Consider the following 24434-nt stretch of genomic DNA (forward strand, 5'->3'; position numbering starts at 1 on the left):
CATGACCTTCAAACAATCCTTCAAGTGCCTGTTGGGTCACCTTTATCTGCACAGCCTCGGCCGGGCGCGCTTGAGCGACGCCGCAGTGGTGCTGATGCTGCATCGGGTGCTGCCCGACTCGGCGGCCGCGCGCCTACCCCATCGGGCGCCGTTGTGTGTAGGGCAAACCCAGTTCGAGCACCTGCTGCGCTGGCTGCGCCGGCACTTCGACTGTGTGTCTATGCCGCACTTGCTGGAGCTTCCCGGTGGCGATCGACCCCGGGTGGCCCTGACCTTCGACGACGGCTGGCGCGACAATGCCGAGGTGGCGTACCCGTTGCTGGAGCGTTACCAGGTGCCGGCGAGCATCTTCTTGTCCACTGACTTCATTGGCAGCGGTCAGGGGTTCTGGTGGGAATCGATCGGCGAAACCCTGTGGCAGCAGCCTGACAGCGCCGCGGCGCAACCTCTGTTGATGCAGTTGCGCGCCCAGGCGCTGGCACCGCCTGCCGAGTTGTTGCAGCCCGGCAACAGCCATGCTCGCAGCCGGGCGCTGGGCGCCTATCTACAGCGCCTCAAAGGCTTGCCCCCGGCCAGCCTGCAAGCCTTGGCCGACAGTTGCCCCAGCGCTAGCGCCCCCCACAGCCTGGATTGGGCTCAGGTCCGGCGCCTAGAACGCTCCGGGCTGGTGCGCTTCGGCCCCCACGGCGCCAGCCACAGCATCCTCACCCGCCTCGACCGCACGGCGCTGCGGGACGACCTGCAACGCTCCCACCAGGCCTTACAAGCCCACTGTCAGGCGCCGTTGGGGATCTACTGCTACCCCAATGGCGATCACGATCCCGAGGTGCGTGCCGCAGTGGCCGAGCTGGGCTACCACTATGCCTTGAGCACCCGTTGCGGGCTGATCGAGGCTGACGGCAACCCACGATTGGCCCTGCCACGCATCGATGTCAGCCACGCCAGCGCCGCACACCCGGGGCTGCTGGCGTGGCGCCTGCTCCAGGGAGCCCGGGCATGAAGCGCGGCAGCTACCTCTGGCACCTGGCCCTGAGCCTGGGCACGCGGCTGGCGATGATCGGCCTGCGCCTGCTGCGCAACGTGTTGCTCGCGCGCCTGCTGGGGCCGGCGGACCGCGGCCTGTTCGCCCTGCTCAGCACCTTGCCGGATCTGATCGCCGCGCTCACCAGCGGCGGCCTTAACACCGCCGTCGGTTACCAGGCCGCACGCCAGCGGCCCATGGGCCTGTTACTGACCCAGGTGCTGATCTACGGCTGCCTGCTGGCCAGCCTGTTGACCCTGGCGGGCCTGGCGCTGATGCACAGCTTCGCCAGCCAGTGGGACCTGAGCCTGCAACTGGGCGATCTGGCCTGGCTGCTGCTCCTGGCGGTGCCGATTAGCGTGCTCAAGAGCGGCCTGCTGACCCTGCACAACGCCGACGGCCGGGTCGAAGCGTTCAACGCCCTGCGCTTGTTGGAGTCCCTGGTGCCGCTGCTGCTGTTCGTCGGCCTGTGGTGGATCTGGCGCGACCAGCCGCTGTCGGCGGCACTGGTCAGTTGGTTGGGGGGCACCTTGCTGGTGGTGGTGGTCGGCTGGTGCTGGCTGGCGCGCTATCACAGCCTGCGCCTACGCTGGCAGGCCGGGGAGCAAAGCAAGCTGCTGCGCTATAGCGCCCAGAGCCATCCCGGGGTGCTGTCCCAGCAACTGATGCTGCGCTCGGACTATCTGTTCATCGGTGCCCTGCTGGACCCGGCCGCCCTGGGCTGGTACGCCATGGCCAGCGCCGCCGCCGAGCTGCTGCTGATCATTCCCGAGGCGGTGACCACGCCGCTGATGAAACGCTTGCTGCAACAGGGCGCCGGAATCGAGCAACTCACCGCCCTGGCCCTGCGCCTGACCGCCACCGTGATGCTCGGCGCCTGCCTGGGCATGGCGCTGATTGGCCAGTGGTTGATCGTCAGCTTGTTCGGCAGCGCCTACGCCCCGGCCTACGGCGCCTTGCTGGCGTTGCTGCCGGGGCTGTTCGGCCTGTGCTACGCGAGCATCTTGCGCCTGGACCTGCTGGGCAAGCAGCGCCCCGGCACCTTGTCGCTGCTGCTGGCCGGCGGGGCGCTGCTGAACCTGGTTCTCAACGCGCTGCTGATTCCGGCGCTGGGCATCGTCGGCGCTGGCGTGGCCTCGTCCATCGCCTACCTGGCGGTGAGCCTGGTGATGCTCGGCCTGTATTGCCGCCTCAGCGGCGTGCCCTGGTACCGCACCCTGATCCTGTTACCTGGAGACATTGTCTACGTGCTTGAGTTATTGCGTCCTAAGGAAAAGGTCCGATGAAACCCCGTTCCCTGCTTGCCCTGATGCTGGTTGCAACAGCGTCCTCGCTGCACGCGGCGCCCCTGCACTGGGGCGCTATCCGTGACGGCAGCCTGTACTTGCAAGCCAATGCCGGCGACACCTTGCAACTGCGCTGGAGCCCGGCCTGGCAAAGCGATGCCAATCAGGAGCAGTTGTACCTGTTGCGCCCCGATGGCCAGTTGCTGCAACAACTGGAGATCGGCGCCGATCAGCCTTACGGCGAGCGCGACATCCCATTGCCCGCCGCCCAGGGCGACTATCGCCTGCAGGTGCCGGGTTACAGCTTTCGCAACTTCAAGGTCAGCCACGACAGCGCCACCCTGGCGCAATTCGAACCCGCCAAGGTGCACTTCAGTGCCGACGTGCCCGGCGGCGTCGAGCTGTACTTTCGCGTGGCCGCCGGCGAGCAGGCGCAGTTGGCCGGCAAGTACTACGGCGGCGTCAGCGTGCTCCAGGCCACCCGCCTGAGCGATGGTCTCCAGGTCCACCTCAAGCTTGAGCAACACGCGCTTTACGGGCAATTCGATCAGGCTGCCTTGCCGCAAGCCGCGCAGGACGAAGTCTGGCGCCTGTCGATGGGCGGTTCGGGCAAGGTGGGCTTCTGGCTCGACGGCACCGCCAATCTGTTCGCCCAGGACCTGAACCAGTTGCACCCGCTGCAGTGGCCCCCGAGCCGGATCGAGCTCAACCTGGAGCCGCAACTGCGCGGCCCCAGCCCACACCTGGGGGTCGCCCTGCCTTACGCCCTGCCGCCGCAGTCGACCTTTGAACTGCTGCGAGTCCTGGGACCGAGAGCGGCCAACTTCTACAGTTTTGTCGACGTGATCCAGCAAGATCCCCAACGGGAACTGAGCTTTCGCCGCCTGTACCGCGAGACATTCAAGATCGAACGCGACATTACCCTGCTGGCCGGCACCGGACGCCGGGCCGTGCTGGAGGCCGACCGCGAAAGCTTTGCCGGGCTCGACGCCTGGTTGGCCGACAGCGTGCAGTTGGGCAATCAGGGCCTGCATTACCTGGCCTTTGCCGACGAGCCCAACCTCAACTTCCCCAGCTATGCGGTGTTCGCCAGTTATTTTGCGCAGATGCTGGAGCACACCAAGGCCAACCCCGACGCCCGAGCCGCCGGGGTGCGTATCGCCATGCCGGTGAGTTCGCGCCTGTTGGACGGTCCGTTCCGGATCGGTGCCGAGCAGCGCCGAGGCATCGACTGGGCGCGCCAACTGCTGGCCGATCACGGGGCCGATATCGACGCCCTGGCCTGGCATGAGTGGATGGTTCGTGACCTCCTGGCCACCCGTCGCTACCGCACCAGCGTGCGTGCCGCCGCCGACCTGGTGGGGCTCGACGAACAAGGCCGGCCGCGCAAGGCGCTGCTGCTGAGCCAGACCAACATCTCCAGTGGCCCGGACCTGAGCCCTTACCAGCAAGACACTCACTACGCCGCCCTATGGTGGACCTCGGTGGTGATCAACGCCTCCCAGGACGGTTTGCTGGACATGCTCAACTGGTTTCAGGCCGCCGATGAGCCCGAGTACCCCAAGGGCATGCTGGCCCAGCTGGACGCCCAGCAGTTCAGCCTGAAACCGGTGGCCGGGGCCCAGCAATTCATTCAGCAGCATTGGCTCGGGCAGGTTCAGGCCCTGGACAACCCGGCCTTCGAAGTTGACGCCCTGGCCCTGCGCGACGGCCCGCGCCACAGCCTGTTGGGCGTGGCCAAGACCCCACGACCACACACCATTGAGCTTAAGGGCGCAGCGCAGATCTGCCAGTCCAGCCCTCGCCTGGAACTGCTGGGGGCCGACGGCCGTAGCCGCCAGGCAACGCTGCAGTGCAGCGATGGCCACGCACAGTTCCAACTGCCCGGTGAAACCCTGTTTGCCTTGACCTGGAAAACCTTATGAATCGCTTGACTGGCCTGTGGGCCAAAATCCGCCGCAAAGGCTTGCGCGGCAGTCTGCGCCTGTTCTGTGAACGCTTCTTCTATTACCACTGGGAACTGCTGACCCTGGAGCGCTCATTGGCCCTGCCGGTGCCCTGCCCGATCAACCCCAGCCGCTGGCCCCAGGTGCGCATCACCCGGGACCTGTTGCCGGCCTTCGACAGGTACTTCAAGGCCCAACTGCCAGCCATTCGCGGCCTGCTGGACAAGGGCTGCCGCGGCAGCGCGCACCTGGACGAAGACGGCAACGTGATGATGATGGTCTGGATCAATGAGCGCGATTACTACGACGACCAGCTGTATCGCTGCTGGATGCGCATCCCGCCGGGCTGCCTGTACCAGTTCGCCGGTGAGTGCGCCTTGCCGTATCGCGGTTCGGGGGTGGTGATTCTGGCGCAGAAGATGCTCTGGGACGAATACCGTGAACGTGGTTTCAAGAGCACCCGGGCCCTGGTCAATGTGCGCAACGAGCCCGCCCTGAAAATGCACATGCGCCTGGGGTTCCAGGAAGTCGGCGAATCCCTGCATGTCTACTGCCTGCTGCGTTGCCTGCATTTTCACCGGCGTCGGCCCTATCATCAGCCACGTTTGCAGCACCTGCGCCGTGGGCGTCTGAGCCCGCCACCGCGGGCGCTCGGCCATACCAATGAGGAGCATTCATGAGCCTGCGTTGGCAGTGGTGCACCAGCCTCTGGGTGCAGGACTTCCCGGTGCAAGCCTATGAACAATTGCGGCAACAGGTCGAGCACGCCACGCCGTTCAACCGCCTGAGCTGGCTGCGGGGTGCCGAACGCGCCCTGCAGCCGCAGCAGTTGCACATTCTCTTGGGTTGGCAGGGCGAACGCCTGGTGCTGTGCCTGCCGTTGATCGTCGGTCGCGAGTCCAGGGCCGGGCTGTCCCTGCGGGTGCTACGCCATCTGGGCCACCCCTTGAGCGATCGGCTGGCGCTGCTGGTGGCCGAACCGGCGCACGGCGCGATGCTCGAGGCCCTGCGGGAAATCTGCCGGCGGTTGCCCCACGACGTGCTGCAACTCCACGAACTGGTGGACGCCGAACGCTTGCTCAGGCCCTGGCGGCGGGGCAGTTGGTACAGCCACCAGGCCCTGAGCTGCCGGGCGCCGGAACACTTGATCGTTGACAGCGACCGTGAGGAAGCCAAAGGCACCTTGCGCTATGAACTGCGCCGGGCGAAGAAGCGCTGCGCCGAAATCGACGCCCGAGTCATCCGCGTGACCCCCTTGGCCGAAGACATCGACGCGGTGCTCGAAGCGCTGCGCGAGGTGGAACAGGCCAGCTGGAAAGGCGCCGACGGCCTGGGGATTTTTTCCGGACAACCGCGTCAGCAATGGATGCACAGCGCGTTGCGGGGCTTGGCCGCCGAGGGCTGCCTGCGAGTGGTGATGCTTGAGCACCAGGGACGCTGCATCAGCTACCGCCTCGGGTTGCTGGAGCGCGGCCGCCTGTATGACTACAACATCGCCTTTCTCGCCGATTACGCCAACCTCGGCAGCGGTCGCTTGCTGCTCGATGAATGGATTCGCTGGGGGCTCGACGAAGGCTGGCAGTGGGTCGACGCCTCGCGGGTCAGCCTCAGCCGTTCCAGCCATCAATTGCATGAACGCATGAGTGGCGTGGTCGAGCACCAGCGCTGGAGCTTCTATTCCTGGCGCCCTCGGGGCTTGCTGGCCGGTGTCGCCGAGCGCTGCTGGCAGCGCCTCAAACCTCACCTCAACGCCTGGCGCGAACGTCGCCAGAACGCCACAGCACAAGGGGTTCGCCCATGCAACAAACCCTGAGCGTCACCCGCTCGCAGCGGGTCATCGTCAACGCCGACGACTTCGGCCTCGACCTGGACTACAACCAACTGACCCTGCGCGCCTTCAAGCGGGGGGTCATCAGCTCGGCCACCCTGATGGCCAACATGCCGGCCTTCGAGGACGCCTGTCGCCTGAGCCACGAGCACGCCTTGCTCGGGCGCATCGGCCTGCACTTCAACCTGACCTACGGCGCGCCCTTAAGCTCGGCCATCCTCGCTCAGGCGCGGTTCTGCAATGCCCAGGGCCAGTTCGACCTGAAACTGCCACGCTCGGTCCTGCGTCTGCCGCTAGCGGCGGTCGACGCGGTGTGGCAGGAGCTGGAGGCGCAGTGGCAGCGTTGCATCGATCGGGGCCTGCGCCCCAGCCACATCGACTCTCACCAGCACGTGCACAATCTCTGGCCGATTGCCGCAATCGTCGCCCGTTTCGCCGCTCGACAAGGGGTGCCGGTGCGGCTGGCACGCAATGTCGGCGGCAATATCGGCCCGCTCAAACGGGTATTCAAAAGCGCCCTGAACCAGCGTATCCGCTGGCTGTCGGGACCTGGCGTGAGTTCGGTGTGCACCCCCAAGGACCTGTTAGAAGGTGTGGGTCTCGGGAGCTTGGTGGAAGTCGTGGCCCATCCGACACAACTGGCCGATGGCGATTTCGGCGACGACTACCTGCCACCCGGGCAATCTCTGGAACAGTTGCTGAACCGCGCCCTGCCCCAGCATCAACGGATCGCCTACAGCGAACTGTGAAACCGGACCGGGCGGAGGGCGGAAACCGTCGGCAGTCGGCAGTCGGGGTATACGGGACGGGAACGAAATATTTCAAAATCTATCAAGATCTTCTTAATGATAGATTAACCCTAAATAAACACTCTATTGCGCAGCGTACTGGCCCGGAACGCTTTTAGGGCCTCGTGCGAGGGCAGTCCCCAGACTGAACCGTCACTGTCTGTAATGGAGAACCACGATGAACACACGCAAGCGCTTTGCTCTGGCCGCCTTGGCCCTGTGCGGATTCACCGGTCTGGCCCAGGCCTCGGATGTCAATGTTGAAGTTGTGCCCTATGAGTACGGCATGCGCCTGGACGTCGCCAAGGTCATCTCGATGACCGAGCCGCCGACCCGCCGCTGCGAGGTGGTGACCGCCAATATGCGCTACATCAACAAGGCTGGAGAACTGGCGGAAATCTCCTACCAGAAGCACGCCCAAGCCTGCATGTACGAAAACTGATGCGGCGTGCCGCAGCCAACGTGGCTCGCCGCGGTGAGCGGTGTCAGGAAACCGCGCTCAATGGGCCCTGCGCGTGAGGCCAGGCAGCCCGCCCGGGGCGTTGGCCAGGTCATAGCGCAATTCGGCGATCAATTCGTTGATTTCCCGACAGCCATTGAGCTGCGCAGCGTCGATGCCACTGACCACCAGCTCGACTCGGTCGGTTTCATGGTCGCCATAGACCTTGACCGTCATCGACAGGTCCGGGCTCAGGGTGCATTGGCAACGTTTGGGCAGAAAGCTGCTCTCAATGATGTTGCGCAGTTCCAGGGCAGATAAAAACATGCTGACGCTCTCCTTTTATTCAACACGACCAATCAATGGGCAAATGCCTACTGGCCGCAACGTCCGTGTTCGCTAGCGATCCTGGCTCTGGTCCGTTTTTGCCTAACAGACGATGCCAAGTTACAGAGTAAGCCGCTTTGGCGACCTTGCTAAATTCGATTTTGCTCTCAGTACCGGGGGTTTTGACTTTAAGCCGGCCATGGCGGGCGGTTGCGCTGCTGGCTTGCCGCGCCGCAGAATGCCCGGGTCGTTGTGCCTGGGTTGATCCATTGCCGAAGAATCCCGCCTGGAACAACGCTGATCCTTCCCCTCGCCCGGAGCACCCTCCTTGATTACCTGCCATGTCAGATACGTGATCGATCCCTACCAACTGGCCGAGTTCGAAGCCTATTCCAAAGCCTGGATCGCGGTGGTCAGGCGTTTGGGCGGCACCCACCATGGCTACTTCCTGCCTTCGGAAGGGGCCAGCAACATTGCCTACTGCCTGTTCAGCTTCCCGTCCCTGGCCGATTACGAAGCCTATCGCCAGAGCGCTCTGAGCGATCCGGAAAGCGTGGCCCTGGTGGCGTCGGTGATGGAGAAGAAGTTCATCCTCAGTTATGAGCGCAGCTTCATGCGTCCACTGCTCTCGTAGGAAACGCTCGGGCGGCCTACCGCTTTGCCGCGTAAAGGCCGCAAAGGTGGGAGCCCCTTTAGCGGGCGTCTTCGCTGACAAGCCAGCGGCTAGGCCGAGATGCTGCTCAAGGCGGCGCGTTCGGCGACGTGGCGCAGGCTGTCAAAATTGATGTTGGCGCCAGAGTCGATGGCCACCAGGGTCTGGCCGCTGATGCCGTTCTGGGCCACGTACTGCTTGATCCCGGCCACTGCCAAAGCGCCGGAAGGCTCGGTGATCGAGCGGGTGTCGTCGTAGATGTCCTTGATGGCGGCGCACAACTGGTCGTTGCTGACGCTGATCACCTGATCCACGTGATGCCGGCAGATCTGAAAACCATGCTCGCCGATCTCTGCCACCGCGACGCCGTCGGCAAAGGTGCCCACCTTGGGCAGGATTACCCGTTTCCCCGCCGCCAGGGCCTGTTGCAGGCAGTTGGAATGCTCGGACTCGACGCCAACAATGCGCACTTGCGGCCGCAGGTATTTCACATACGCGGCGATCCCGGCGATCAGCCCGCCACCGCCCACCGGGACGAAGATCGCGTCCAACGCGCCCTGCTGCTGACGCAGGATCTCCATGGCCACCGTACCTTGCCCGGCAATCACCAGCGGGTCATCGAAAGGCGAAACGAAGGTGCTGCCCACGTCCTGCGCAAGGCTCAAGGCGTGGGCCAGGGCAAAGGGAAAACTCTCGCCGTGAAGGATCGCTTCGGCGCCCCGGCTGCGCACGCCCGAGACCTTGAGTTCCGGGGTAGTAGCGGGCATGACGATGGTCGCCTTGATCCCCAGTCGCTGGGCCGCGAGCGCCACGCCCTGGGCGTGATTGCCGGCGGATGCGGTGATCACGCCGCGTTGTTGCTGTTGGCTGTCAAGCTGCGCCAGGCGGTTGTAGGCGCCGCGGATCTTGAAGGAAAAAGTCGGTTGCAGGTCCTCGCGCTTGAGCAAAACCTGATTGCCCAAGCGCTGCGACAGAGCGGGTGCCGCTTGCAGCGGCGTACAGATCGCCAGGTCATAGACCGGCGCAGCAAGAATCATCTTCACATAGCGTTCCAGCAAGGCCATGTCAGTGCTGGACGAGGGCGGGTCAAGACGGCTGAGGCAACTCATGGTGGATCTCCTGGCTGTGTTCGGAGCCCGGGAGACAGAGAGAAAAAACCCGCCTCCAGGGCGGGTTGGGTGCAGTCGTCAGCAAGCCCGCCAATCAGGAATGGCGGTAATAATGCTTGGCTGGGAACGATAGGCAGAAAAAGTCATGGACCGGAAACTAACCGCGCCAGCCCCTTGCGGTCAATGCTTTTCTCCAGGACTCACGCACGGCACCAAAGCCCTCCCCTCCGGCTCCCGGGTCCCGACTTGCCGCTTGCCGCTTGCCGCTTGCCGCTTGCCGTTGATTATACGAAACATATACGATTCATATACTTTTTCAAGGGAGCCCCCAAACATGGGCATCGTCAAGATCTCCGATGAACTGCACGAGCAAATCCGCGTGGCCAGTGCCACCATGGACCGCTCAATCAACGCCCAGGCCGAGTTCTGGATCAAGATCGGCCTTCTCGCCGAGCTCAATCCGCACTTGGCCTACAACGACCTGATCAACAAGCTGCTGTTGAACAAACCCGACCTGATCAGGGGCCGCGCATGACTCAAGCCTTGATCAAGACCCCTGAGCAACTGGCGCTGATGCGCGAATCCGGGCGCCTGTTGGCCCAGGTGTTCACCTTTCTCGACAGTTTTGTCGTCGCCGGCCTGTCCACCCTGGAACTGGACAGCGCGGTGGAACACTTCATTCGCCACCAGCTCAAGGCGCGCCCGGCCAGCAAGGGCCAGTACAACTACCCGTATTGCATCAACACCTCGATCAACGAGGTGGTGTGCCACGGCATGCCCCACGCCAAGGTCGTGCTCAAGGACGGTGACATCATCAACATCGACATCACCCTGGAAAAAAGCGGCTACATTGCCGACTCCAGCAAGATGTACCTGATCGGCACGGTCGATCCCAAGGCCCGGCGCCTGGTGGACACCACCTTCGAGGCCATGTGGGCGGCGATCAGGGTGGTGCGTCTGGGAGCGCGGCTTGGCGATATCGGCCATGCGATCCAGTCGTGCGCCGAAGCCAGGGGCTACAGCGTGGTGCGCGAATACTGCGGCCATGGCATTGGTCGGCAGATGCATGAAGAACCGCAGATCCTCCACTTCGGCCGCCCAGGCACTGGCCTGGAACTACGCGAAGGCATGGTGTTCACCATCGAGCCGATGCTTAACCAGGGCAGCGCCCGGGTGCGCGGGCTCAAGGACGGCTGGACCGTGGTCACCCGCGACAACGGCCTGTCGGCCCAGTGGGAGCACACCGTCGCGGTGACCCGCGACGGCTTTGAAGTGCTGACCTTGCAACCGACCTGAGGCGCCCTGCCCAACCGGCCACGAGGCCTGGGCTCCGGCGTATTGCGGCGCGGGCGATCGGCAGCGACGGCGCTACTTCAGACCGAGCTTGTACAGGGCCCCGTTGTACTCGTCGGTGAGGAAATAGAGATAACCGTCCGGGCCTTGGCGCACATCGCGGATACGCGCCTTGAGCTCGCCCAGCAGACGCTCTTCGTGGGCAACCCGGTCGCCGTCAAACTGCAGGCGGATCAGCTCACGACTGGCCAGCGCCCCGATAAATACGTTGTGCTGCCAGGGTTTGAAGCGCTCGCTGTCATAGAAGGCCATGCCGCTGATGCCCGGGGACTGTTCCCACACATGCCGCGGCGCCACGGTGCCCGGCGCAGTCTGCCCGATGGCTTCGGGAATCGGCTGCCCCGAGTAGTTGATCCCGTGGGTCGCCTGGGGCCAGCCGTAATTCTTGCCACGTTCAATCAGGTTGATCTCGTCACCGCCCTTGGGCCCGTGCTCGTTCTCCCACAGGGTTCCGCTCCAGGGATTGAGCGCCGCGCCCTGGGGGTTGCGGTGGCCGAAACTCCAGATCTCCGGCCGCACCCCGGCCTGGCCGACAAAGGGGTTGTCGTCCGGCACCCGGCCATCGGCATACAGGCGCACGATCTTGCCCTGAAGCGTGTCCAGATCCTGCGCGGTGGCCCGGTTGTTGTTCTCCCCCAGGGTGATGAACAGGTAGCCGTCGCGGTCGAACACCAGCCGTGAACCGAAGTGATTGCCGGTGGACAGCTTGGGCGCCTGGCGGAAGATCACCTGAAAATCCTTGAGCTCGCTCAGGTCATCGCTCAAGCGGCCACGACCCACGGCGGTGCCGGCAGTCCCCCCCTCGCCACCGCCCTCGGCGTAGGACAGGTACACCCGGCGGTCCTGCTTGAAGTCCGGCGACAGTGCCACATCGAGCAAGCCACCCTGGCCATTGGCCCAAACCTCGGGCACCCCGCTCAACGGAGCCGAAAGCTTGCCGTCCGGGCTCACCATCCGCAGGTTGCCGGGACGTTCAGTGACCAGCATGCCCTGGCGATCCGGCAGGAATACCAGGGCCCAGGGATGCTGCAAACCTTGCACCACCGGAGTCAGGCTGAGACTGCCCTGCTCACTGGCAAAGGACTGGGCGCTGGCCGCCGAAGCGGGCAAGACACTGCCCAGCAGAGCGCTGGCACACAAGGTGGCAAAAAGGGTTTTACCCAACATGCTCGCTTCCTTCTATGGCTCAAGAGAATCCCTGGCGACCCGCACGACAGCGGCCGCCCATCCAGAGGCACCTCAGCGCCGGTTGCTGTTGTCGTTATCGATATTGCGGGGACTTTGCACACGTGGATCGGGGTTTGGTCGCTGCACTCCGCCACGGGGATAGCCATTGCCAATACCGCGGTTCTCCAGAGTGGGCGGCCGGCCAATGGGCGCGGTGCTGGGCCCACGCACCGGCGCTCCGGGTGCCCTGCATGCTGTTGGGATTGGCCCGGCGAATGGGGTTGCTGTAGGGGTCGTTGTTGCTGCTATTGGGCAGGTTTTGCGCCAGTTGTACGGAACCTGGCAGCGCTTTGAAAGAAGGTGTTTCAGGGCTGGCGGCCCAGGCGCCGCCACTGGTCCAAGCCAGCGTGATCAATGCGGCGAAGCCGCGAGCCAGACTGTTCATGACAAGTCTCCTGAGAAGCGACAAGGTATCGAATACGATTCCACGCTACGCCCAGGGTTCGGCTTTGTTAATTGAATAATCCTTTAGAACCTGTAACACCCGATGTCCACGCTCACGCCATCCGCAGGAACCGCTTGCCGGCGAAGAGGCCGCCGAACCTGGCCTCGGGCTTGAGGGTGCGTTCGCTGGCAAGCCAGCTCCCGTACAAGCCTGCAACCGTACGCCGGTGCAGGCCGAGTGTGGGCTGGGCCGATCAGATGTAGATGAACAGCAGCAGCAATGCGGCAAAGATCGCCCACTTTTCCAGGTAATAGCGGGTACGGTTGCGTTTTTTCAGTTCCTTGCCCCGCAGGCGGATCTTGTACAGCTTGTTGAACGCGCGGTTCAGGCCGCCGGTCTTGTCGCCATCGGCATTGGGCGAACCCGCGGCCGACATCACGGTGCGGCTGAACCAGCTGTTGAACGCCGTGGCCCAGCGATACTTCAGTGGCCGCTCGACGTCACAGAACAAAATAATGCGGTTCTGCTCCGTGGTGTTTTCCGCGTAGTGAATGTAAGTCTCGTCGAACATCACCGCTTCGCCGTCGCGCCAGTGATAGCGCTCGCCGTCGACCTCGATATAGCAGCCTTCACTGTTGGGCGTGGACAGCCCCAGGTGGTAGCGATACGAACCGGCATAAGGGTCGCGATGGCGCACCAACTTGGAGCCCGGCGGCAACTCGGCGAACATCGCCGCCTTGATCGAACCGATGCTCTGCACCAGCTCCGTGGTGCGTGGGCACAGCTTCATCGCCGAAGGATGGCTGTCGCCGTACCACTTCAGGTAAAAGCGTTTCCAGCCGGTCTTGAAGAACGAATTGAAACCCACATCGTTGTACTGGTCCGAACGCTTGATCTCACCGGCCTGCAACAGGTTCTGGCCCTCGGCACGAATCTCTTCCCAGTGTTCCTGCAACTTGTTCATCTCGGGAAAGTCGGCCGGATCCAGGTAAGGCCGGTTGGGCTGTTTGGAAAACAGGTAGAGAAAGCAGTTGATGGGGGCCAGGAAGGTTGAGTGATCACTCAGTTGGCGCCCCAGTTTATGGCGCACGCGCCCCCGCAGGTGTACGTACGCAATGGATAAAACGTATACAGCGGCAATGATGAGTTTCACGGAAATCGTCACACGTCAGAAGAGAACATGCTGCGCCCCTGAAAGCCCGAAGGGCCAAAGGCAAATGGCAGCGTCTGCGTTTAAAAAAGCGAAGTCGGCAACGGACTGCGTCGCCGATCCGACCCTCGGCATCCGGCCGTTGGCGGGCATTTTAGCCACACTCTGTAACAAAGGGTTAACTCAAATTTGTGAAAAACTGCGGTGCTTGCCCAGGCAATCAGCGCCCGCGCGGTGTTTGGATTCAGCTCAATCAACCTTGTCCCAGCGCCGCTGCGCCCCAGCCCGTATCACCTCAGCGCAGGCCAAGGTATCCTGCGCGGCGCGGCCCTCCCTCGGCCCGGCAAGGACCACAGAGTAAATGAGCACTGCGCTGCGCCCGACCCTGATTCTGCTGCCCGGCATGGACGGCACCGGTACGTTGTTCACGCCACTGCTGCAGGCCCTGGAGCCGGGCTGGCCGGTGCAGGTGGTGCATTACCCCGTGGACCAGCCGTTGGATTACCCGGCCCTGGTGGAACGGGTGATGCAAGCGCTGCCGACTGACCGCCCCTTTGTGTTGTTGGGCGAGTCGTTTTCCGGGCCAGTGGCGGTAGCGGTCGCTGCTCGCTGCTCGAACGGTCTGCTGGGGTTGGTACTGTGCAGCAGCTTTGTCTGCAATCCCCGTCCTGGCTGGGCCCGGTTGCACCCCCTGCTCGGTTTCCTGGCGTTGCAGCGGCTGCCGTTCTGGCCGATGGACGCACTGCTGCTGGGGTGCTTTTCCACGCCCGCGCTACGCAGCGCCCTGGCCGCCGCCATCGCTCAGGTCGACGAGGAGGTTCTGCACGCCCGCCTGCGTGCGGTGATCTCGGTGGATGTGCGCCATGCGTTGGCCAACACCCAGGTGCCACTGTTGTACCTGCGAGCGGGCCGCGACCGCCTGGTGCCCCGGAGCTCAGGGCAACAGGTCTTGCAATGGCGCGAAGACGCCCAAGTGCTGGATATCGACGCGCCCCACTGCCTGCTCCAGGCGGCGCCCGTCGAGGCCGCCGCACACCTGTTGCAGTTCATGCGCCGACTGATGAGCCGCCCCGCCCCGGACCACTGACGACGAAACATCCAGCCCACGGGCTAAAATCCCTGCCCGCGCGTCATACAACTGCTCGTTTACATATGCGACAATGCGCGCAAATTCCAACATGCACCCCGCACTCTTTGCTCAGCAACCTGGCCCAACGCTGGAATGTTGCGCTCGACGTACGCCCGCTGGCTCAGCTCCACCCCCAGACCGGTCCGACCTGGAAGGCTCCAGATCGCGCTCTGTGGATTCAAGGTCAGCGCTAAATCATTGGTAGGTAAGTAATTGATCTCCACAGCTAACATCACCATGCAGTTCGGCGCCAAGCCGTTGTTCGAGAACGTTTCGGTCAAGTTCAACGGCGGCAACCGTTACGGCCTGATCGGCGCCAACGGTTGCGGCAAGTCGACCTTCATGAAAATCCTCGGCGGCGACCTTGAGCCATCTGGCGGTCAGGTCATGCTGGAGCCGAACGTGCGCCTGGGTAAACTGCGCCAGGACCAGTTCGCCTATGAAGAATTCACCGTCATCGACACCGTGATCATGGGTCACGAAGAACTGTGGAAGGTCAAGGCCGAGCGCGATCGTATCTACTCGCTGCCGGAAATGACCGAAGCAGACGGCATGGCTGTGGCCGAGCTGGAAACCGAATTCGCCGAGATGGACGGCTACACCGCCGAATCCCGAGCCGGTGAACTGCTGCTGGGCCTGGGCATTCCCCTGGAACAGCATTTCGGCCCGATGACCGAAGTCGCTCCAGGCTGGAAACTACGGGTGCTGCTGGCCCAGGCGCTGTTCTCCGATCCGGAAGTGCTGCTGCTGGACGAACCGACCAACCACCTGGACATCAACACCATTCGCTGGCTGGAAAACATCCTCACGGCGCGTAACAGCACCATGATCATCATTTCCCACGACCGGCACTTCCTCAACAGCGTCTGCACCCACATGGCCGACCTGGACTACGGCGAGTTGCGCCTGTTCCCGGGCAACTACGACGAGTACATGATCGCCGCGACCCAGTCCCGCGAGCAGCTGCTGTCGGACAACGCCAAGAAGAAAGCCCAGATCGCCGAGCTGCAGACCTTCGTCAGCCGCTTCTCGGCCAACGCCTCGAAAGCCAAGCAGGCCACGTCCCGAGCCAAGCAGATCGACAAGATCCAGCTGGCCGAAGTCAAGCCGTCGAGCCGGGTCAGCCCGTTCATCCGCTTCGAACAGACCAAAAAGCTGCACCGCCAGGCGGTGACCCTGGAGCGCATGTCCAAGGGCTTCGATGGCAAGACCCTGTTCCAGAACTTCAGCTTCACCGTCGAAGCCGGCGAGCGCGTGGCGATCATCGGCCCCAACGGTATCGGCAAGACCACCCTGCTGCGCACTCTGGTGGGCGAACTGACCCCGGACGCCGGCACGGTCAAGTGGACTGAAAGCGCGGAGCTGGGCTACTACGCCCAGGACCACGCCCATGACTTCGAAGACGACGTCAGCCTGTTCGACTGGATGGGCCAGTGGACCCAGGGCGAGCAGATGATCCGTGGCACCCTGGGCCGCATGCTGTTCTCCAACGACGAGATCCTCAAGTCGGTGAAGGTGATTTCCGGTGGTGAGCAAGGCCGCATGCTGTTCGGCAAGCTGATCTTGCAAAAGCCCAACGTGTTGGTGATGGACGAACCGACCAACCACCTGGACATGGAATCCATCGAGGCCTTGAACCTGGCCCTGGAAAACTACCCGGGCACCCTGATCTTCGTCAGCCACGACCGTGAGTTCGTCTCGTCCCTGGCCACCCGCATCATCGAGCTGAGTCCAAGTGGCGTGACCGACTTCAGCGGTACCTACGACGACTACCTGCGTAGCCAGGGCGTGATGTTCTAAAGCAGCAGCCTGTTTCAAGCCACAAGCGTCAAGAAAAGCCCCGTCCGTTGTGACGGGGCTTTTTCATTTGGGCCTCGCTGGCCGGTGCAGAAACCTTCGAACCTTGTGCACTATCGGTCAGCGTCTTCGCCGGTAAGCCCGCGCTTGCAGGGCTCGCAGCGCCGCTGGGCTTATCGGCGAAGCAGCCTTCAGGCCTTGCACATCAGCGGTCTGCGAGGCGTTGGGGAAAGATAGTTAGCCTGCTTCCTTTTATGAGCGCGCCACGCGATGATGCGGATCTCTAACCGCCGCCCGCGAACGAGCCTTCATGCCCGAGCCACAGACCTCCGCTCAAAGCTCCATGGCGATCACCCTGCAGATCGTCTCCATCGTCTTCTATACCTTTATCGCCTTCCTCTGCATCGGCCTGCCAATCGCCGTGCTGCCGGGCTACGTCCACGAACAGCTGGGCTTCAGCGCGGTGGTCGCCGGGCTGACCATCGGCGCGCAATACCTGGCCACCCTGCTCAGCCGGCCCATGGCCGGGCGCCTGTCGGACACTGTGGGCACCAAGCGCTCGATCATCTACGGCTTGCTGGGGATTTTGCTCAGTGGCCTGCTGACCCTGGGTTCGGTGCTGGTGCAAGACTGGCCGCTGGCGAGCCTGACTGTGCTGCTGGGTGGACGCCTGCTGCTGGGCGTGGCCCAGGGCCTGATCGGGGTCGGCACCATCAGTTGGTGCATGGGCCAGGTGGGCGCGGAGCACACCGCACGCTCGATTTCCTGGAACGGGATTGCCTCCTATGGCGCCATCGCCATGGGGGCGCCGCTGGGGGTGGCGATGGTGCAGCAGTACGGGTTCGCCAGCCTGGGGATCGCCCTGTCGCTGTTGGCGGTACTGGCGCTGCTGCTGATCCGCAACAAACCCTCGGTGCCGGTGATTCGCGGCGAGCGCCTGGCGTTCTGGGCGGTGTTCGGACGCATCGCCCCTTTCGGGACCAGCCTGTGCCTGGCATCCATCGGCTACGGCACCCTGACCACATTCATTACCTTGTTCTACCTGAGCCGCGGCTGGAGCGGCGCAGCTTACTGCCTGACGGTATTTGGGGTGTGCTTTATTTGTTCGCGGCTGCTGTTCATCTCTTGCATCAGCCGTTTTGGTGGCTTTCATTCAGCGATTGCCTGCATGTGCGTCGAGGCCCTGGGGCTGACCCTGCTGTGGCTGGCGCCCTCCACCACATGGGCGCTGATCGGCGCCGGACTGACCGGCTGCGGCTTGTCGCTGGTCTACCCGGCCCTTGGCGTCGAAGCGATCAAGCAAGTCCCCAGCAGCAGCCGCGGCGCGGGCTTGAGCGCCTATGCGGTGTTCTTTGATCTGGCGCTGGCGATTGCCGGTCCGCTGATGGGCGCGGTGGCGCTGAACCTGGGCTATTCGTGGATTTTCTTGTGCGCCGCCCTGCTGTCGATCGCCGGTTTGGGGCTGACCCTGCTGCTCAAGCGCCGTGCGGGCGCCTGAATCACGGGCCCGTGGTCTGTATCGCCGCCCGGCTCGGCTTGCCGAGTATGTGAGTGAAGAACGCACCGGCTTCGGCAATCAGGCTGCGATGTATGTCGTCGCGGTCAACGCCGTCGGCATCGGTGCACAAGGCCGGCATTGCCACCTGTTGCTCAGCGCTGCATGGCGCCATGAACACGAAATGCCCGGCCCCGGGCAGCAGCTTGAAATCCGGGGCCACTGGCAACTTGCGCGCCAGGGCGGCGGCGTTCTTGTCCAGGGCCACCAACTGGTCGCCATCGCCGCTGTACAACAGCACCGGCACATGCACCCCGGACAAGGCGTCGCGCCCAAACTTCAAGCTCAGAGGCGCCAGCAGCATCAGCGCCTGCACCCGCGGATCAGCCACCGGCTGTAGATCGTCGCGATCAACAATCAGTTCACCCTGGGTGTTGCAGGCATCACGATCATCGGGGCGTTCCTGGCAGTAACGACGCAGACGGTCCAGGTCGGGAGTGGCACCGGACAGGATCAAGGCGGTCTCGCCTCCAGCCGAATAGCCAATCACCCCGACCAGCTCGGCATTGACCGAGGGCCACAGCAGCGGGTCGCTCAGGGTCGCTGTGATGGCTGCTGAGATCTGCATTGGCCGTCCATACAAATTGCTCAGGGTGCCCAGGCGGCTGTGGTCCTGGGCGTTGTCGCCAGGGTGAATCACCGCCACCACGACAAAGCCCTTGCGTGCCAGGGACGTGGCCAAATCATGCAGGGCCAGGGGCGTACCGGTATTGCCATGGGACAGCATCAGCAGCGGGAAGCGTCCGATGGCCGTCTTGGCATCGCGGGAGGCGGCAATCCGATAACCCTCGACCCGGCTGCTGTGCTCAATGCCGGTGGAGGGATAAAACGCGATGGCGTGCATCGGCTGCTGGTCCAGGGGATCGAGAAAGGTCATCTGGTGAAAGCCGACGCTCCAGTGCGGATCGAGCGCTGGCGCGGCGCGCACTGAAATCGGGCCGTAAAACAGGCAGATCAGTAACAGTGCACAGCGAGGTTTCATCACAGGCCCACCTTTGCGGCTGGATCGGCAACGCCGTTGCCCCCTCGCCATCCCTGGCGGCCAGGGCACTGAAGCCGAACCGGCCCGTTATCCAGGTCACGCCGATACCAGGCGTTGCACCTTGCACTGCATAACCTGGGCCATAAACACCCAGAAAGCCTGGATAAAAAACCCTGCGGGCGGATCAGGTGAAGCCCTGATCAACCAGCAGGGTTGAGTGTTGCCTGAGCGGCGACCTGTCTTGACTCAAGTCCTAGGCGGCAAACTGCTGTTCGCTGATGTACGCCAGCGCATCACTCATGGCTTGGCTACGGACCTCTTCACCGTAGCTCAGGCCGTGGGCGCGGACGAATTCGACGTCGCTGATGCCGAGGAAGCCAAACAGCACTTTCAGGTAGTCCTCATGGGCAGCCCCCGTGGCCTGCCCAACGTGCAGACCGCCAGCGGTGGATACCACGATCACCTTCTTGCCAGCGCACAGGCCTTCTGGGCCGGCTTCGGTGTAACGGAACGTCTGGCCGGCCACGGCGATACGGTCGATCCAGGCCTTGAGTTGGGTCGGGATGGTGAAGTTGTACATTGGGGCGGCGATCACCAGCACATCGGCGGCCTGGAACTCGGCCAGGGCCTGAGCACTGAGCTGGGCTTCATGGTGTTGCGCGGCATTGCGCAGTTCAGCAGCGGTGCCGGCGGCCAGCAGCGTGGCGGCGGAGAAGTGGCTGATGGCATCGCCCGCCAGGTCACGGTAAGTGACGACCGTGTCGGGCTGGGCGGCTTTCCAGGCTTGGACCACGCGGTGGCTCAACTGCCGGGAGGCCGAGTGCTCGGCAAGAATGCTGGAATCGATGTGCAAGAGTTTCATCTGGGTTCTCCAAGTGAGGACCGCCCCTGAGCGATCGGATGCCGGCAATCCTACAGATGAATTCAATAGCTGATTAGTCGGCACAAATGCGATAGTTCGTCCCATCAGCAGGACAATAGAGCTTCCCCTCCATGCAAGACCTCAACGATCTGTATTACTTCGCCAAAGTGGTGGAAGCCGGTGGCTTTGCCGCTGCCGGACGTTTGCTGGGCGTTCCCAAGTCCCGCCTGTCACGGCGGGTTGCCGAGCTTGAAGAACGGCTCAAGGCGCGGCTGCTGCAACGCACCACCCGCCAGTTGAAGCTCACCACCGTGGGCGAACGCTACCTGCGCCATTGCCAAGCCATGTTGCTGGAAGCGGAGATGGCCGACGAAGCCGTGGCCAGCATGGCCAGCGAACCCCGAGGCCGCCTGCGGGTGTCGAGCCCGGTGGGCCTGGCCCATGAATTGCTGACCCCGCTGGTCAGCAGCTACCTGCAGAAATACCCGCAGGTGCAGTTGGACATGCTCTTGCTCAATCGCCGTGTCGATCTGATAACCGAAGGTATCGATGTGGCCCTGCGGGTGCGCGAACACGGTGATGAGGACCCGCTGCTGGTGACCCGCCGCCTGCGGCCGGCGCAGACGGCAATGGTCGCCACGCCAGCGTTCCTGCGGGACAACCCGGTGCAGCATCCACAGGACCTGTGCCGCGTGCCGATCCTCGGTGCCCTGGAGGCCGACCGACTGGTGCACCTGCGCCTGCTGGATCAACAAGGCAACGCCTGCGACCTGGCCCTGGAAGCGCGCCTGGGCATCGACGACTTCATCGTGCGCCGCGCCAGCGCCCTCGCCGGACTGGGCTGTACCGTGCTACCCATGCTGTATTGCGAGGAAGAGCTGGCCAGCGGTCGCCTGGTGCAATTGTTGCCGCAGTGGTCATTGCCCGGCGGCTGGCTGCAAGCGGTGTATCCTCACCGCCGGGGTATGCTGCCGGCCGTGCGCGCCTGGATCGAGCACCTGAGTGAATCCTTCAAAGGCTGTGGAGAACGACTGCTGTGAACGACGCATCCCTCAATGAACAACAAGTGGCGGCCTTTTGCCTGAGCCTGCCCGGCGTGCGGGAAGACTATAAATGGGGCGGCGTGCGGGTGTTCTCGATTGCCACCAACAAAATGTTCGCGCTGCAGAACCTGCGGGGCGAATCCCTGGCATTCAAGGTCGACCAGGAGCTGTTTCTTGGCCATGTCGACCGCCCCGGCATTGCACCGGCGCCCTATCTGGCCCGGGCCCACTGGATCATCATGCACACGCCCTACCCGCTGGGCGCGACAGAACTTACGCAGCTGTTGCAGCGCTCCCATCAGTTGGTGGTGAGCAAATTGCCCAAGCGGACCCAGGTCGGCCTGCTGCTCTAGAACAGCGTCAGCAGGCTGCTCTGAAGAAACATTCGGTCGATCCAGTACACCTGATGCAGGGCCACGATCAGCCAGAACAGCGTCTGATAGGAAACCTTGCGGGTCTTGTGCCGTAGCAGTTGCTGGGCCAACAAGGCGCCGGGCCAGCCGCCGGCCAGCTCCAAGGCATGCAGGACATTCTCCGGGGTGCGCTGGCCCTGCATCCGAGCCTGGCGCTTGTCGTGCCAGTAAAGCAGGAAGGTCAACAGGCTGACCGCGCCATAGGCGGCCAGGGGAAGGACCGAAACGGCTCGCCACCACAAGGACAGCGACCCCAGCAACGGCAAGACGCAGAGCGCTAGAAACGCCAGCAACTTGGCCCGTGGGTGCTGGATTCGCGAGCCGCTGCCGGAGCGCGAATCACCACGCGTCGCTTTCACGGCTGGGCAGCTGCCCAATCGACCCAGCCGAACTGCCAGGTCGCCAGGATCAGTAGACCGAAGGCAATGCGGTACCAGGCAAACACCGCATAACTGTGGCTGGCGATGAACTTCAACAGGCCCTTGACGGCAATCATGGCGAAAATGAATGCGGTGACAAAGCCGATGGCGAACACCGGAAAATCATCGGGCTGGAACAGGTGCCGGTATTTGTAGCCGGAGTACACCGCCGCACCGACCATGGTCGGCATCGCCAGGAAAAACGAGAACTCGGTGGCGGTCTTGCGCGACAGGCCGAACAGCAACCCGCCAATAATCGTCGAACCGGAGCGCGAGGTGCCCGGAATCATCGCCAGACACTGAGCAAAGCCGACCTTGAGGGCATCCTTCCAGGTGATCTCGTCCACCGTCTCGGCGTGCACCTGATGCTGCCGGCGCTCGGCCCAGAGCATGATGATGCCGCCTATCACCAGGGCCGAGGCCACGGTGATGGGGTTGAACAGGTAGGCGTGGATCAAGTCGGCAAAAATCACCCCCAGCACCACCGCCGGAAGGAAGGCGATCAGCAGGTTAAGGGTAAAACGCTGAGCCTTGGGTTGGGTCGGCAGCCCCATCACCACATCCAGGATCTTGCGCCGGAACTCCCACACCACAGCCAGGATCGCCCCCAGCTGGATGATGATGTTAAAGGCCATGGCCCGCTCGCCACCAAAGTCGAGCAAGTCGGCCACTATGATCTGGTGCCCGGTGCTGCTGATGGGTAAAAACTCGGTCAGCCCTTCAACAATCCCAAGTACCAATGCCTGCGCGGCGGTCCAAAGATCCATCAATCCCCCATAAGGCGATGCTCGGGGCATGCCTCTTTTTTAAATAGTCAAAGCTGCTGCATCGAACGTAGCCGAGATCACGGCTTGAGTAAGATCACCACAAACCTATGAAAATTCTGTGAAAAATTTAGAAAGGTTCAGGTTTTACGTAAAGTCGCCGAAATCCTAACAGAGCCGCGTAAAACACGTCGCGATGTTATTGGACTTCTGTAGGGTTGGCGCTCAAGGGCAGGCATGCTTGGATGCTCGCGGCCTTTTATGACAAGAATGAGAATCTGGAGTGACCGGATGATGAATAGCTTACGCAAGATGTCCATCAGTCAGCGCCTGTGGCTGATCTTAATCGTAGCGGTGCTGACCCTGGTAACCCTGGGCGTGCTGATGCTCGGGCAGATTCACCGCGATCTGTACCAGGCTAAAGCACAAAAGACCGAACATGTGGTACAGACCGCCGCGGGCGTGCTCACCTACTACCAGGGCCTGGAGGCCAATGGCAGCCTGAGTCGCGAGCAAGCGCAGAAACAGGCGCTGCAAGTGATTCGCGGGTTGCGCTACGACCAGAGCGACTATTTTTGGATCAACGACCTGACCCCGGTCATGATCATGCACCCGACCAATCCCAAGCTCGAAGGGCAGAACTTGAGCGCGATCAAGGACCCGGACGGCTTCGCGCTGTTCAACGCCATGGTGACCCTGGCCAAGGCCAAGGGCGCAGGCATGGTCGACTATCGCTGGCCCAAGCCCGGCGCCCAGGCACCAGTGCAGAAGGCTTCCTATATACAGCTGTTCCAGCCTTGGGGCTGGATCATTGGCTCCGGGGTATACATCGATGACCTGCAGCAAGAGTTCTATGCCCAGGTACTGCAGGCGTCGTCCATCGGCCTGGTGATCGCGCTGCTGATGGCTGTGCTGGTGGTGCTGATCGTACGCAGTATCGTCGGCCCTCTACGGGAAACCGTGCAGGCGATGGCCAATATCGCCAGCGGTGAAAGCGACCTGACCCGCCGCCTCGACACCCACGGCCAGGATGAGGTGACCGAATTGGCCCGCCACTTCAACGGCTTCACTGCCAAGTTGCGCACCGTGGTGACTCAACTGCAGAGCAGCGCCGCCGCCCTTGAACAGTCGTCCAATGAGTTGGGCAGCAACGCCTCCGATGCCCAGGAGCGTAGCCAGCAGCAATCCCAGCAGATGGAGCAGGTGGCCGCCGCCATCAGCCAAGTCACCAGCGGCGTCCAGGAAGTGGCGAAGAACGCCGAACATGCCGCCGGCGAAGTGCGCGAGGCCGAAGCCCAGGCCCAGCAGGGCCAAGTCAACATCGATGGCAGCCTGCAACAGATCGAACAGTTGTCCGGGACTATCGATCAGGCGGTGGACGTGATCCGCACGCTGGCGACGGAAAGCACCCAGATCGGCACCGTGCTGGAGGTGATCCGTTCGATTGCCGAACAGACCAACCTGCTGGCGCTGAACGCAGCCATCGAAGCCGCCCGGGCCGGGGAACAGGGTCGTGGTTTCGCCGTGGTGGCCGACGAGGTGCGCCTGCTGGCCCAACGTACCCAGCAGTCCACCGCAGAAATCCAGGGCATGATCGAGCGCCTGCAAAGCCACTCGGAAGCGGCGGTCAAGGTCATCGGCGACAGCAGTCGGGCTTCACAACTGACCATCGAACAGGCCGGTCTGGCCGGCGCCAGCCTGAACGCCATTGGCCAAGCCCTGCGCACCCTCAACGGTCTGAACGCCTCGATTGCCAGCGCCACCTTGCAACAATCCCATGTGGTGGAGGACGTCAACCACAACATCAATCAGGCCGCCGGACTGTCTCAGGGCACGGCGCTGGCGGCCCAGCATTCCAGCACCGCCAGCCATCATCTCAAGGCGCTGTCGGAACAGCTCAACGGCCTGCTGCGCCAGTTCCGCGTCTAAGCCAGGCTGGCCTTCAGAGGCCCCGGACTA

Annotated in this window: 23 protein-coding genes and 3 pseudogenes; 17 read left to right on the forward strand and 9 right to left on the reverse strand. The window is 63.1% G+C overall.

Annotated features, from left to right (window positions below; all coding sequences use genetic code 11):
- Position 1 precedes the first annotated feature (1 nt).
- The 7 genes from PLD_RS05035 (at position 2) to PLD_RS05065 (ending at position 7311) form a co-directional block, all read left to right on the forward strand.
- Complete coding sequence (locus PLD_RS05035; protein WP_159890417.1) at positions 2-1000, forward strand: polysaccharide deacetylase family protein; 999 nt, start codon at positions 2-4, stop codon at positions 998-1000.
- Positions 997-2307 carry an oligosaccharide flippase family protein gene (locus tag PLD_RS05040; protein WP_159890419.1) on the forward strand — a complete coding sequence of 437 codons (1311 nt, stop codon included), beginning with the start codon at positions 997-999 and terminating at the stop codon, positions 2305-2307. Before PLD_RS05035 ends, PLD_RS05040 begins: the two co-directional genes overlap by 4 nt.
- On the forward strand, positions 2304-4232 hold the full coding sequence (locus PLD_RS05045) for a hypothetical protein (protein ID WP_159890421.1): 1929 nt from the start codon (positions 2304-2306) through the stop codon (positions 4230-4232). The genes PLD_RS05040 and PLD_RS05045 overlap by 4 nt, the downstream gene beginning before the upstream one ends.
- Positions 4229-4933 carry an N-acetyltransferase gene (locus tag PLD_RS05050; RefSeq protein ID WP_159890423.1) on the forward strand — a complete coding sequence of 235 codons (705 nt, stop codon included), beginning with the start codon at positions 4229-4231 and terminating at the stop codon, positions 4931-4933. Before PLD_RS05045 ends, PLD_RS05050 begins: the two co-directional genes overlap by 4 nt.
- The gene (locus tag PLD_RS05055; protein WP_159890425.1) at positions 4930-6066 is read left to right on the forward strand and encodes a GNAT family N-acetyltransferase; all 1137 of its coding nucleotides are present in this window, start codon (positions 4930-4932) and stop codon (positions 6064-6066) included. Before PLD_RS05050 ends, PLD_RS05055 begins: the two co-directional genes overlap by 4 nt.
- Entirely contained in the window at positions 6051-6830 is a 780-nt protein-coding gene (locus tag PLD_RS05060) for a ChbG/HpnK family deacetylase (RefSeq protein ID WP_159890427.1), read from the forward strand. Before PLD_RS05055 ends, PLD_RS05060 begins: the two co-directional genes overlap by 16 nt.
- Positions 6831-7047: 217 nt before the next feature.
- Positions 7048-7311, forward strand: coding sequence for a DUF2790 domain-containing protein (locus PLD_RS05065; protein ID WP_159890429.1), 264 nt, complete (start codon positions 7048-7050; stop codon positions 7309-7311).
- 57 nt (positions 7312-7368) lie between these two features.
- On the opposite strand, the gene PLD_RS05070 is transcribed toward PLD_RS05065, so the two are convergent.
- A complete protein-coding gene (locus tag PLD_RS05070) occupies positions 7369-7635 on the reverse strand; it encodes a DUF1652 domain-containing protein (protein ID WP_159890431.1) in 267 nt (88 codons plus the stop codon).
- A gap of 328 nt (positions 7636-7963) precedes the next feature.
- Between PLD_RS05070 and PLD_RS05075 the strand changes: the two genes are divergently transcribed.
- Complete coding sequence (locus PLD_RS05075; protein ID WP_159890433.1) at positions 7964-8269, forward strand: NIPSNAP family protein; 306 nt, start codon at positions 7964-7966, stop codon at positions 8267-8269.
- A 107-nt stretch (positions 8270-8376) separates the two neighbouring features.
- Here the strand turns inward: PLD_RS05075 and ilvA are convergent.
- Positions 8377-9351: pseudogene (gene ilvA / locus PLD_RS05080) on the reverse strand (threonine ammonia-lyase, biosynthetic); the annotation flags it as partial.
- Positions 9352-9730: 379 nt separating this feature from the next.
- Here ilvA and PLD_RS05085 point away from each other — a divergent pair.
- A complete protein-coding gene (locus PLD_RS05085; RefSeq protein WP_159890437.1) occupies positions 9731-9931 on the forward strand; it encodes a ParD-like family protein in 201 nt (66 codons plus the stop codon).
- Positions 9928-10692: a type I methionyl aminopeptidase gene (gene map, locus PLD_RS05090; RefSeq protein WP_159890439.1), complete on the forward strand. Its 765-nt coding sequence runs from the start codon at positions 9928-9930 to the stop codon at positions 10690-10692. Before PLD_RS05085 ends, map begins: the two co-directional genes overlap by 4 nt.
- Before the next feature lie 72 nt (positions 10693-10764).
- Here map and PLD_RS05095 read toward each other — a convergent pair whose 3' ends face one another.
- The 3 genes and pseudogenes from PLD_RS05095 to lpxO all read right to left on the reverse strand — a co-directional run bounded on the left by PLD_RS05095 (position 10765) and on the right by lpxO (position 13514).
- Entirely contained in the window at positions 10765-11916 is a 1152-nt protein-coding gene (locus PLD_RS05095) for a PQQ-dependent sugar dehydrogenase (protein WP_159890441.1), read from the reverse strand.
- Between the two features lie 72 nt (positions 11917-11988).
- Positions 11989-12361 (reverse strand): annotated as a pseudogene (locus tag PLD_RS30590) (hypothetical protein).
- A gap of 253 nt (positions 12362-12614) precedes the next feature.
- Positions 12615-13514, reverse strand: coding sequence for a lipid A hydroxylase LpxO (gene lpxO, locus PLD_RS05105; RefSeq protein WP_159890443.1), 900 nt, complete (start codon positions 13512-13514; stop codon positions 12615-12617).
- Between the two features lie 358 nt (positions 13515-13872).
- Here lpxO and PLD_RS05110 point away from each other — a divergent pair, with 358 nt between their 5' ends.
- From PLD_RS05110 to PLD_RS05120, 3 genes are all read left to right on the forward strand, one after another.
- The gene (locus tag PLD_RS05110; RefSeq protein ID WP_159890445.1) at positions 13873-14598 is read left to right on the forward strand and encodes an alpha/beta fold hydrolase; all 726 of its coding nucleotides are present in this window, start codon (positions 13873-13875) and stop codon (positions 14596-14598) included.
- A gap of 255 nt (positions 14599-14853) precedes the next feature.
- Positions 14854-16440, forward strand: a complete 1587-nt coding sequence (locus tag PLD_RS05115; RefSeq protein WP_159890447.1) for an ABC-F family ATPase — start codon at positions 14854-14856, stop codon at positions 16438-16440.
- A 307-nt stretch (positions 16441-16747) separates the two neighbouring features.
- A complete protein-coding gene (locus PLD_RS05120; protein WP_159890449.1) occupies positions 16748-17935 on the forward strand; it encodes an MFS transporter in 1188 nt (395 codons plus the stop codon).
- 1 nt (position 17936) lies between these two features.
- Here PLD_RS05120 and PLD_RS05125 read toward each other — a convergent pair whose 3' ends face one another.
- Positions 17937-18974 carry a dienelactone hydrolase gene (locus tag PLD_RS05125; RefSeq protein WP_159890451.1) on the reverse strand — a complete coding sequence of 346 codons (1038 nt, stop codon included), beginning with the start codon at positions 18972-18974 and terminating at the stop codon, positions 17937-17939.
- Between the two features lie 253 nt (positions 18975-19227).
- Positions 19228-19836, reverse strand: a complete 609-nt coding sequence (locus PLD_RS05130) for an FMN-dependent NADH-azoreductase (RefSeq protein WP_159890453.1) — start codon at positions 19834-19836, stop codon at positions 19228-19230.
- Between the two features lie 131 nt (positions 19837-19967).
- Here PLD_RS05130 and PLD_RS05135 point away from each other — a divergent pair, with 131 nt between their 5' ends.
- Complete coding sequence (locus PLD_RS05135; RefSeq protein ID WP_159890455.1) at positions 19968-20876, forward strand: LysR substrate-binding domain-containing protein; 909 nt, start codon at positions 19968-19970, stop codon at positions 20874-20876.
- Positions 20873-21232: an MmcQ/YjbR family DNA-binding protein gene (locus PLD_RS05140; protein ID WP_159890457.1), complete on the forward strand. Its 360-nt coding sequence runs from the start codon at positions 20873-20875 to the stop codon at positions 21230-21232. Before PLD_RS05135 ends, PLD_RS05140 begins: the two co-directional genes overlap by 4 nt.
- On the opposite strand, the gene PLD_RS05145 is transcribed toward PLD_RS05140, so the two are convergent.
- Together PLD_RS05145 and PLD_RS05150 are read right to left on the reverse strand one after the other, a co-directional pair.
- Positions 21229-21651, reverse strand: a complete 423-nt coding sequence (locus tag PLD_RS05145; RefSeq protein WP_159890459.1) for a DUF1294 domain-containing protein — start codon at positions 21649-21651, stop codon at positions 21229-21231. The two genes, PLD_RS05140 and PLD_RS05145, sit on opposite strands and share 4 nt — an antisense overlap.
- Complete coding sequence (locus tag PLD_RS05150) at positions 21648-22478, reverse strand: undecaprenyl-diphosphate phosphatase (protein WP_159890461.1); 831 nt, start codon at positions 22476-22478, stop codon at positions 21648-21650. The genes PLD_RS05145 and PLD_RS05150 overlap by 4 nt, the downstream gene beginning before the upstream one ends.
- A gap of 381 nt (positions 22479-22859) precedes the next feature.
- Here PLD_RS05150 and PLD_RS31010 point away from each other — a divergent pair.
- Positions 22860-23546, forward strand: a pseudogene (locus PLD_RS31010) (cache domain-containing protein); the annotation flags it as partial.
- A gap of 123 nt (positions 23547-23669) precedes the next feature.
- The gene (locus PLD_RS31015) at positions 23670-24404 is read left to right on the forward strand and encodes a methyl-accepting chemotaxis protein (protein ID WP_371928933.1); all 735 of its coding nucleotides are present in this window, start codon (positions 23670-23672) and stop codon (positions 24402-24404) included.
- The last annotated feature ends 30 nt before the right edge of the window (positions 24405-24434 follow it).

This window comes from Pseudomonas sp. LD120 (assembly GCF_009861525.1).
Lineage (GTDB): Bacteria > Pseudomonadota > Gammaproteobacteria > Pseudomonadales > Pseudomonadaceae > Aquipseudomonas.

Excerpts from the sequence above, each read along its gene's own strand:
- PLD_RS05120 (WP_159890449.1), top strand. The coding sequence starts at position 16,748 with ATGCCCGAGCCACAGACCTCCGCTCAAAGCTCCATGGCGATCACCCTG.
- PLD_RS05045 (WP_159890421.1), top strand. The coding sequence starts at position 2,304 with ATGAAACCCCGTTCCCTGCTTGCCCTGATGCTGGTTGCAACAGCGTCC.
- PLD_RS05050 (WP_159890423.1), top strand. The coding sequence starts at position 4,229 with ATGAATCGCTTGACTGGCCTGTGGGCCAAAATCCGCCGCAAAGGCTTG.
- PLD_RS05125 (WP_159890451.1), bottom strand. The coding sequence starts at position 18,974 with ATGAAACCTCGCTGTGCACTGTTACTGATCTGCCTGTTTTACGGCCCG.
- PLD_RS05070 (WP_159890431.1), bottom strand. The coding sequence starts at position 7,635 with ATGTTTTTATCTGCCCTGGAACTGCGCAACATCATTGAGAGCAGCTTT.
- PLD_RS05130 (WP_159890453.1), bottom strand. The coding sequence starts at position 19,836 with ATGAAACTCTTGCACATCGATTCCAGCATTCTTGCCGAGCACTCGGCC.
- PLD_RS05040 (WP_159890419.1), top strand. The coding sequence starts at position 997 with ATGAAGCGCGGCAGCTACCTCTGGCACCTGGCCCTGAGCCTGGGCACG.
- PLD_RS05055 (WP_159890425.1), top strand. The coding sequence starts at position 4,930 with ATGAGCCTGCGTTGGCAGTGGTGCACCAGCCTCTGGGTGCAGGACTTC.
- PLD_RS31015 (WP_371928933.1), top strand. The coding sequence starts at position 23,670 with ATGGAGCAGGTGGCCGCCGCCATCAGCCAAGTCACCAGCGGCGTCCAG.
- PLD_RS05060 (WP_159890427.1), top strand. The coding sequence starts at position 6,051 with ATGCAACAAACCCTGAGCGTCACCCGCTCGCAGCGGGTCATCGTCAAC.
- PLD_RS05110 (WP_159890445.1), top strand. The coding sequence starts at position 13,873 with ATGAGCACTGCGCTGCGCCCGACCCTGATTCTGCTGCCCGGCATGGAC.
- PLD_RS05065 (WP_159890429.1), top strand. The coding sequence starts at position 7,048 with ATGAACACACGCAAGCGCTTTGCTCTGGCCGCCTTGGCCCTGTGCGGA.
- PLD_RS05095 (WP_159890441.1), bottom strand. The coding sequence starts at position 11,916 with ATGTTGGGTAAAACCCTTTTTGCCACCTTGTGTGCCAGCGCTCTGCTG.
- PLD_RS05150 (WP_159890461.1), bottom strand. The coding sequence starts at position 22,478 with ATGGATCTTTGGACCGCCGCGCAGGCATTGGTACTTGGGATTGTTGAA.
- PLD_RS05035 (WP_159890417.1), top strand. The coding sequence starts at position 2 with ATGACCTTCAAACAATCCTTCAAGTGCCTGTTGGGTCACCTTTATCTG.
- PLD_RS05085 (WP_159890437.1), top strand. The coding sequence starts at position 9,731 with ATGGGCATCGTCAAGATCTCCGATGAACTGCACGAGCAAATCCGCGTG.
- PLD_RS05135 (WP_159890455.1), top strand. The coding sequence starts at position 19,968 with ATGCAAGACCTCAACGATCTGTATTACTTCGCCAAAGTGGTGGAAGCC.
- map (WP_159890439.1), top strand. The coding sequence starts at position 9,928 with ATGACTCAAGCCTTGATCAAGACCCCTGAGCAACTGGCGCTGATGCGC.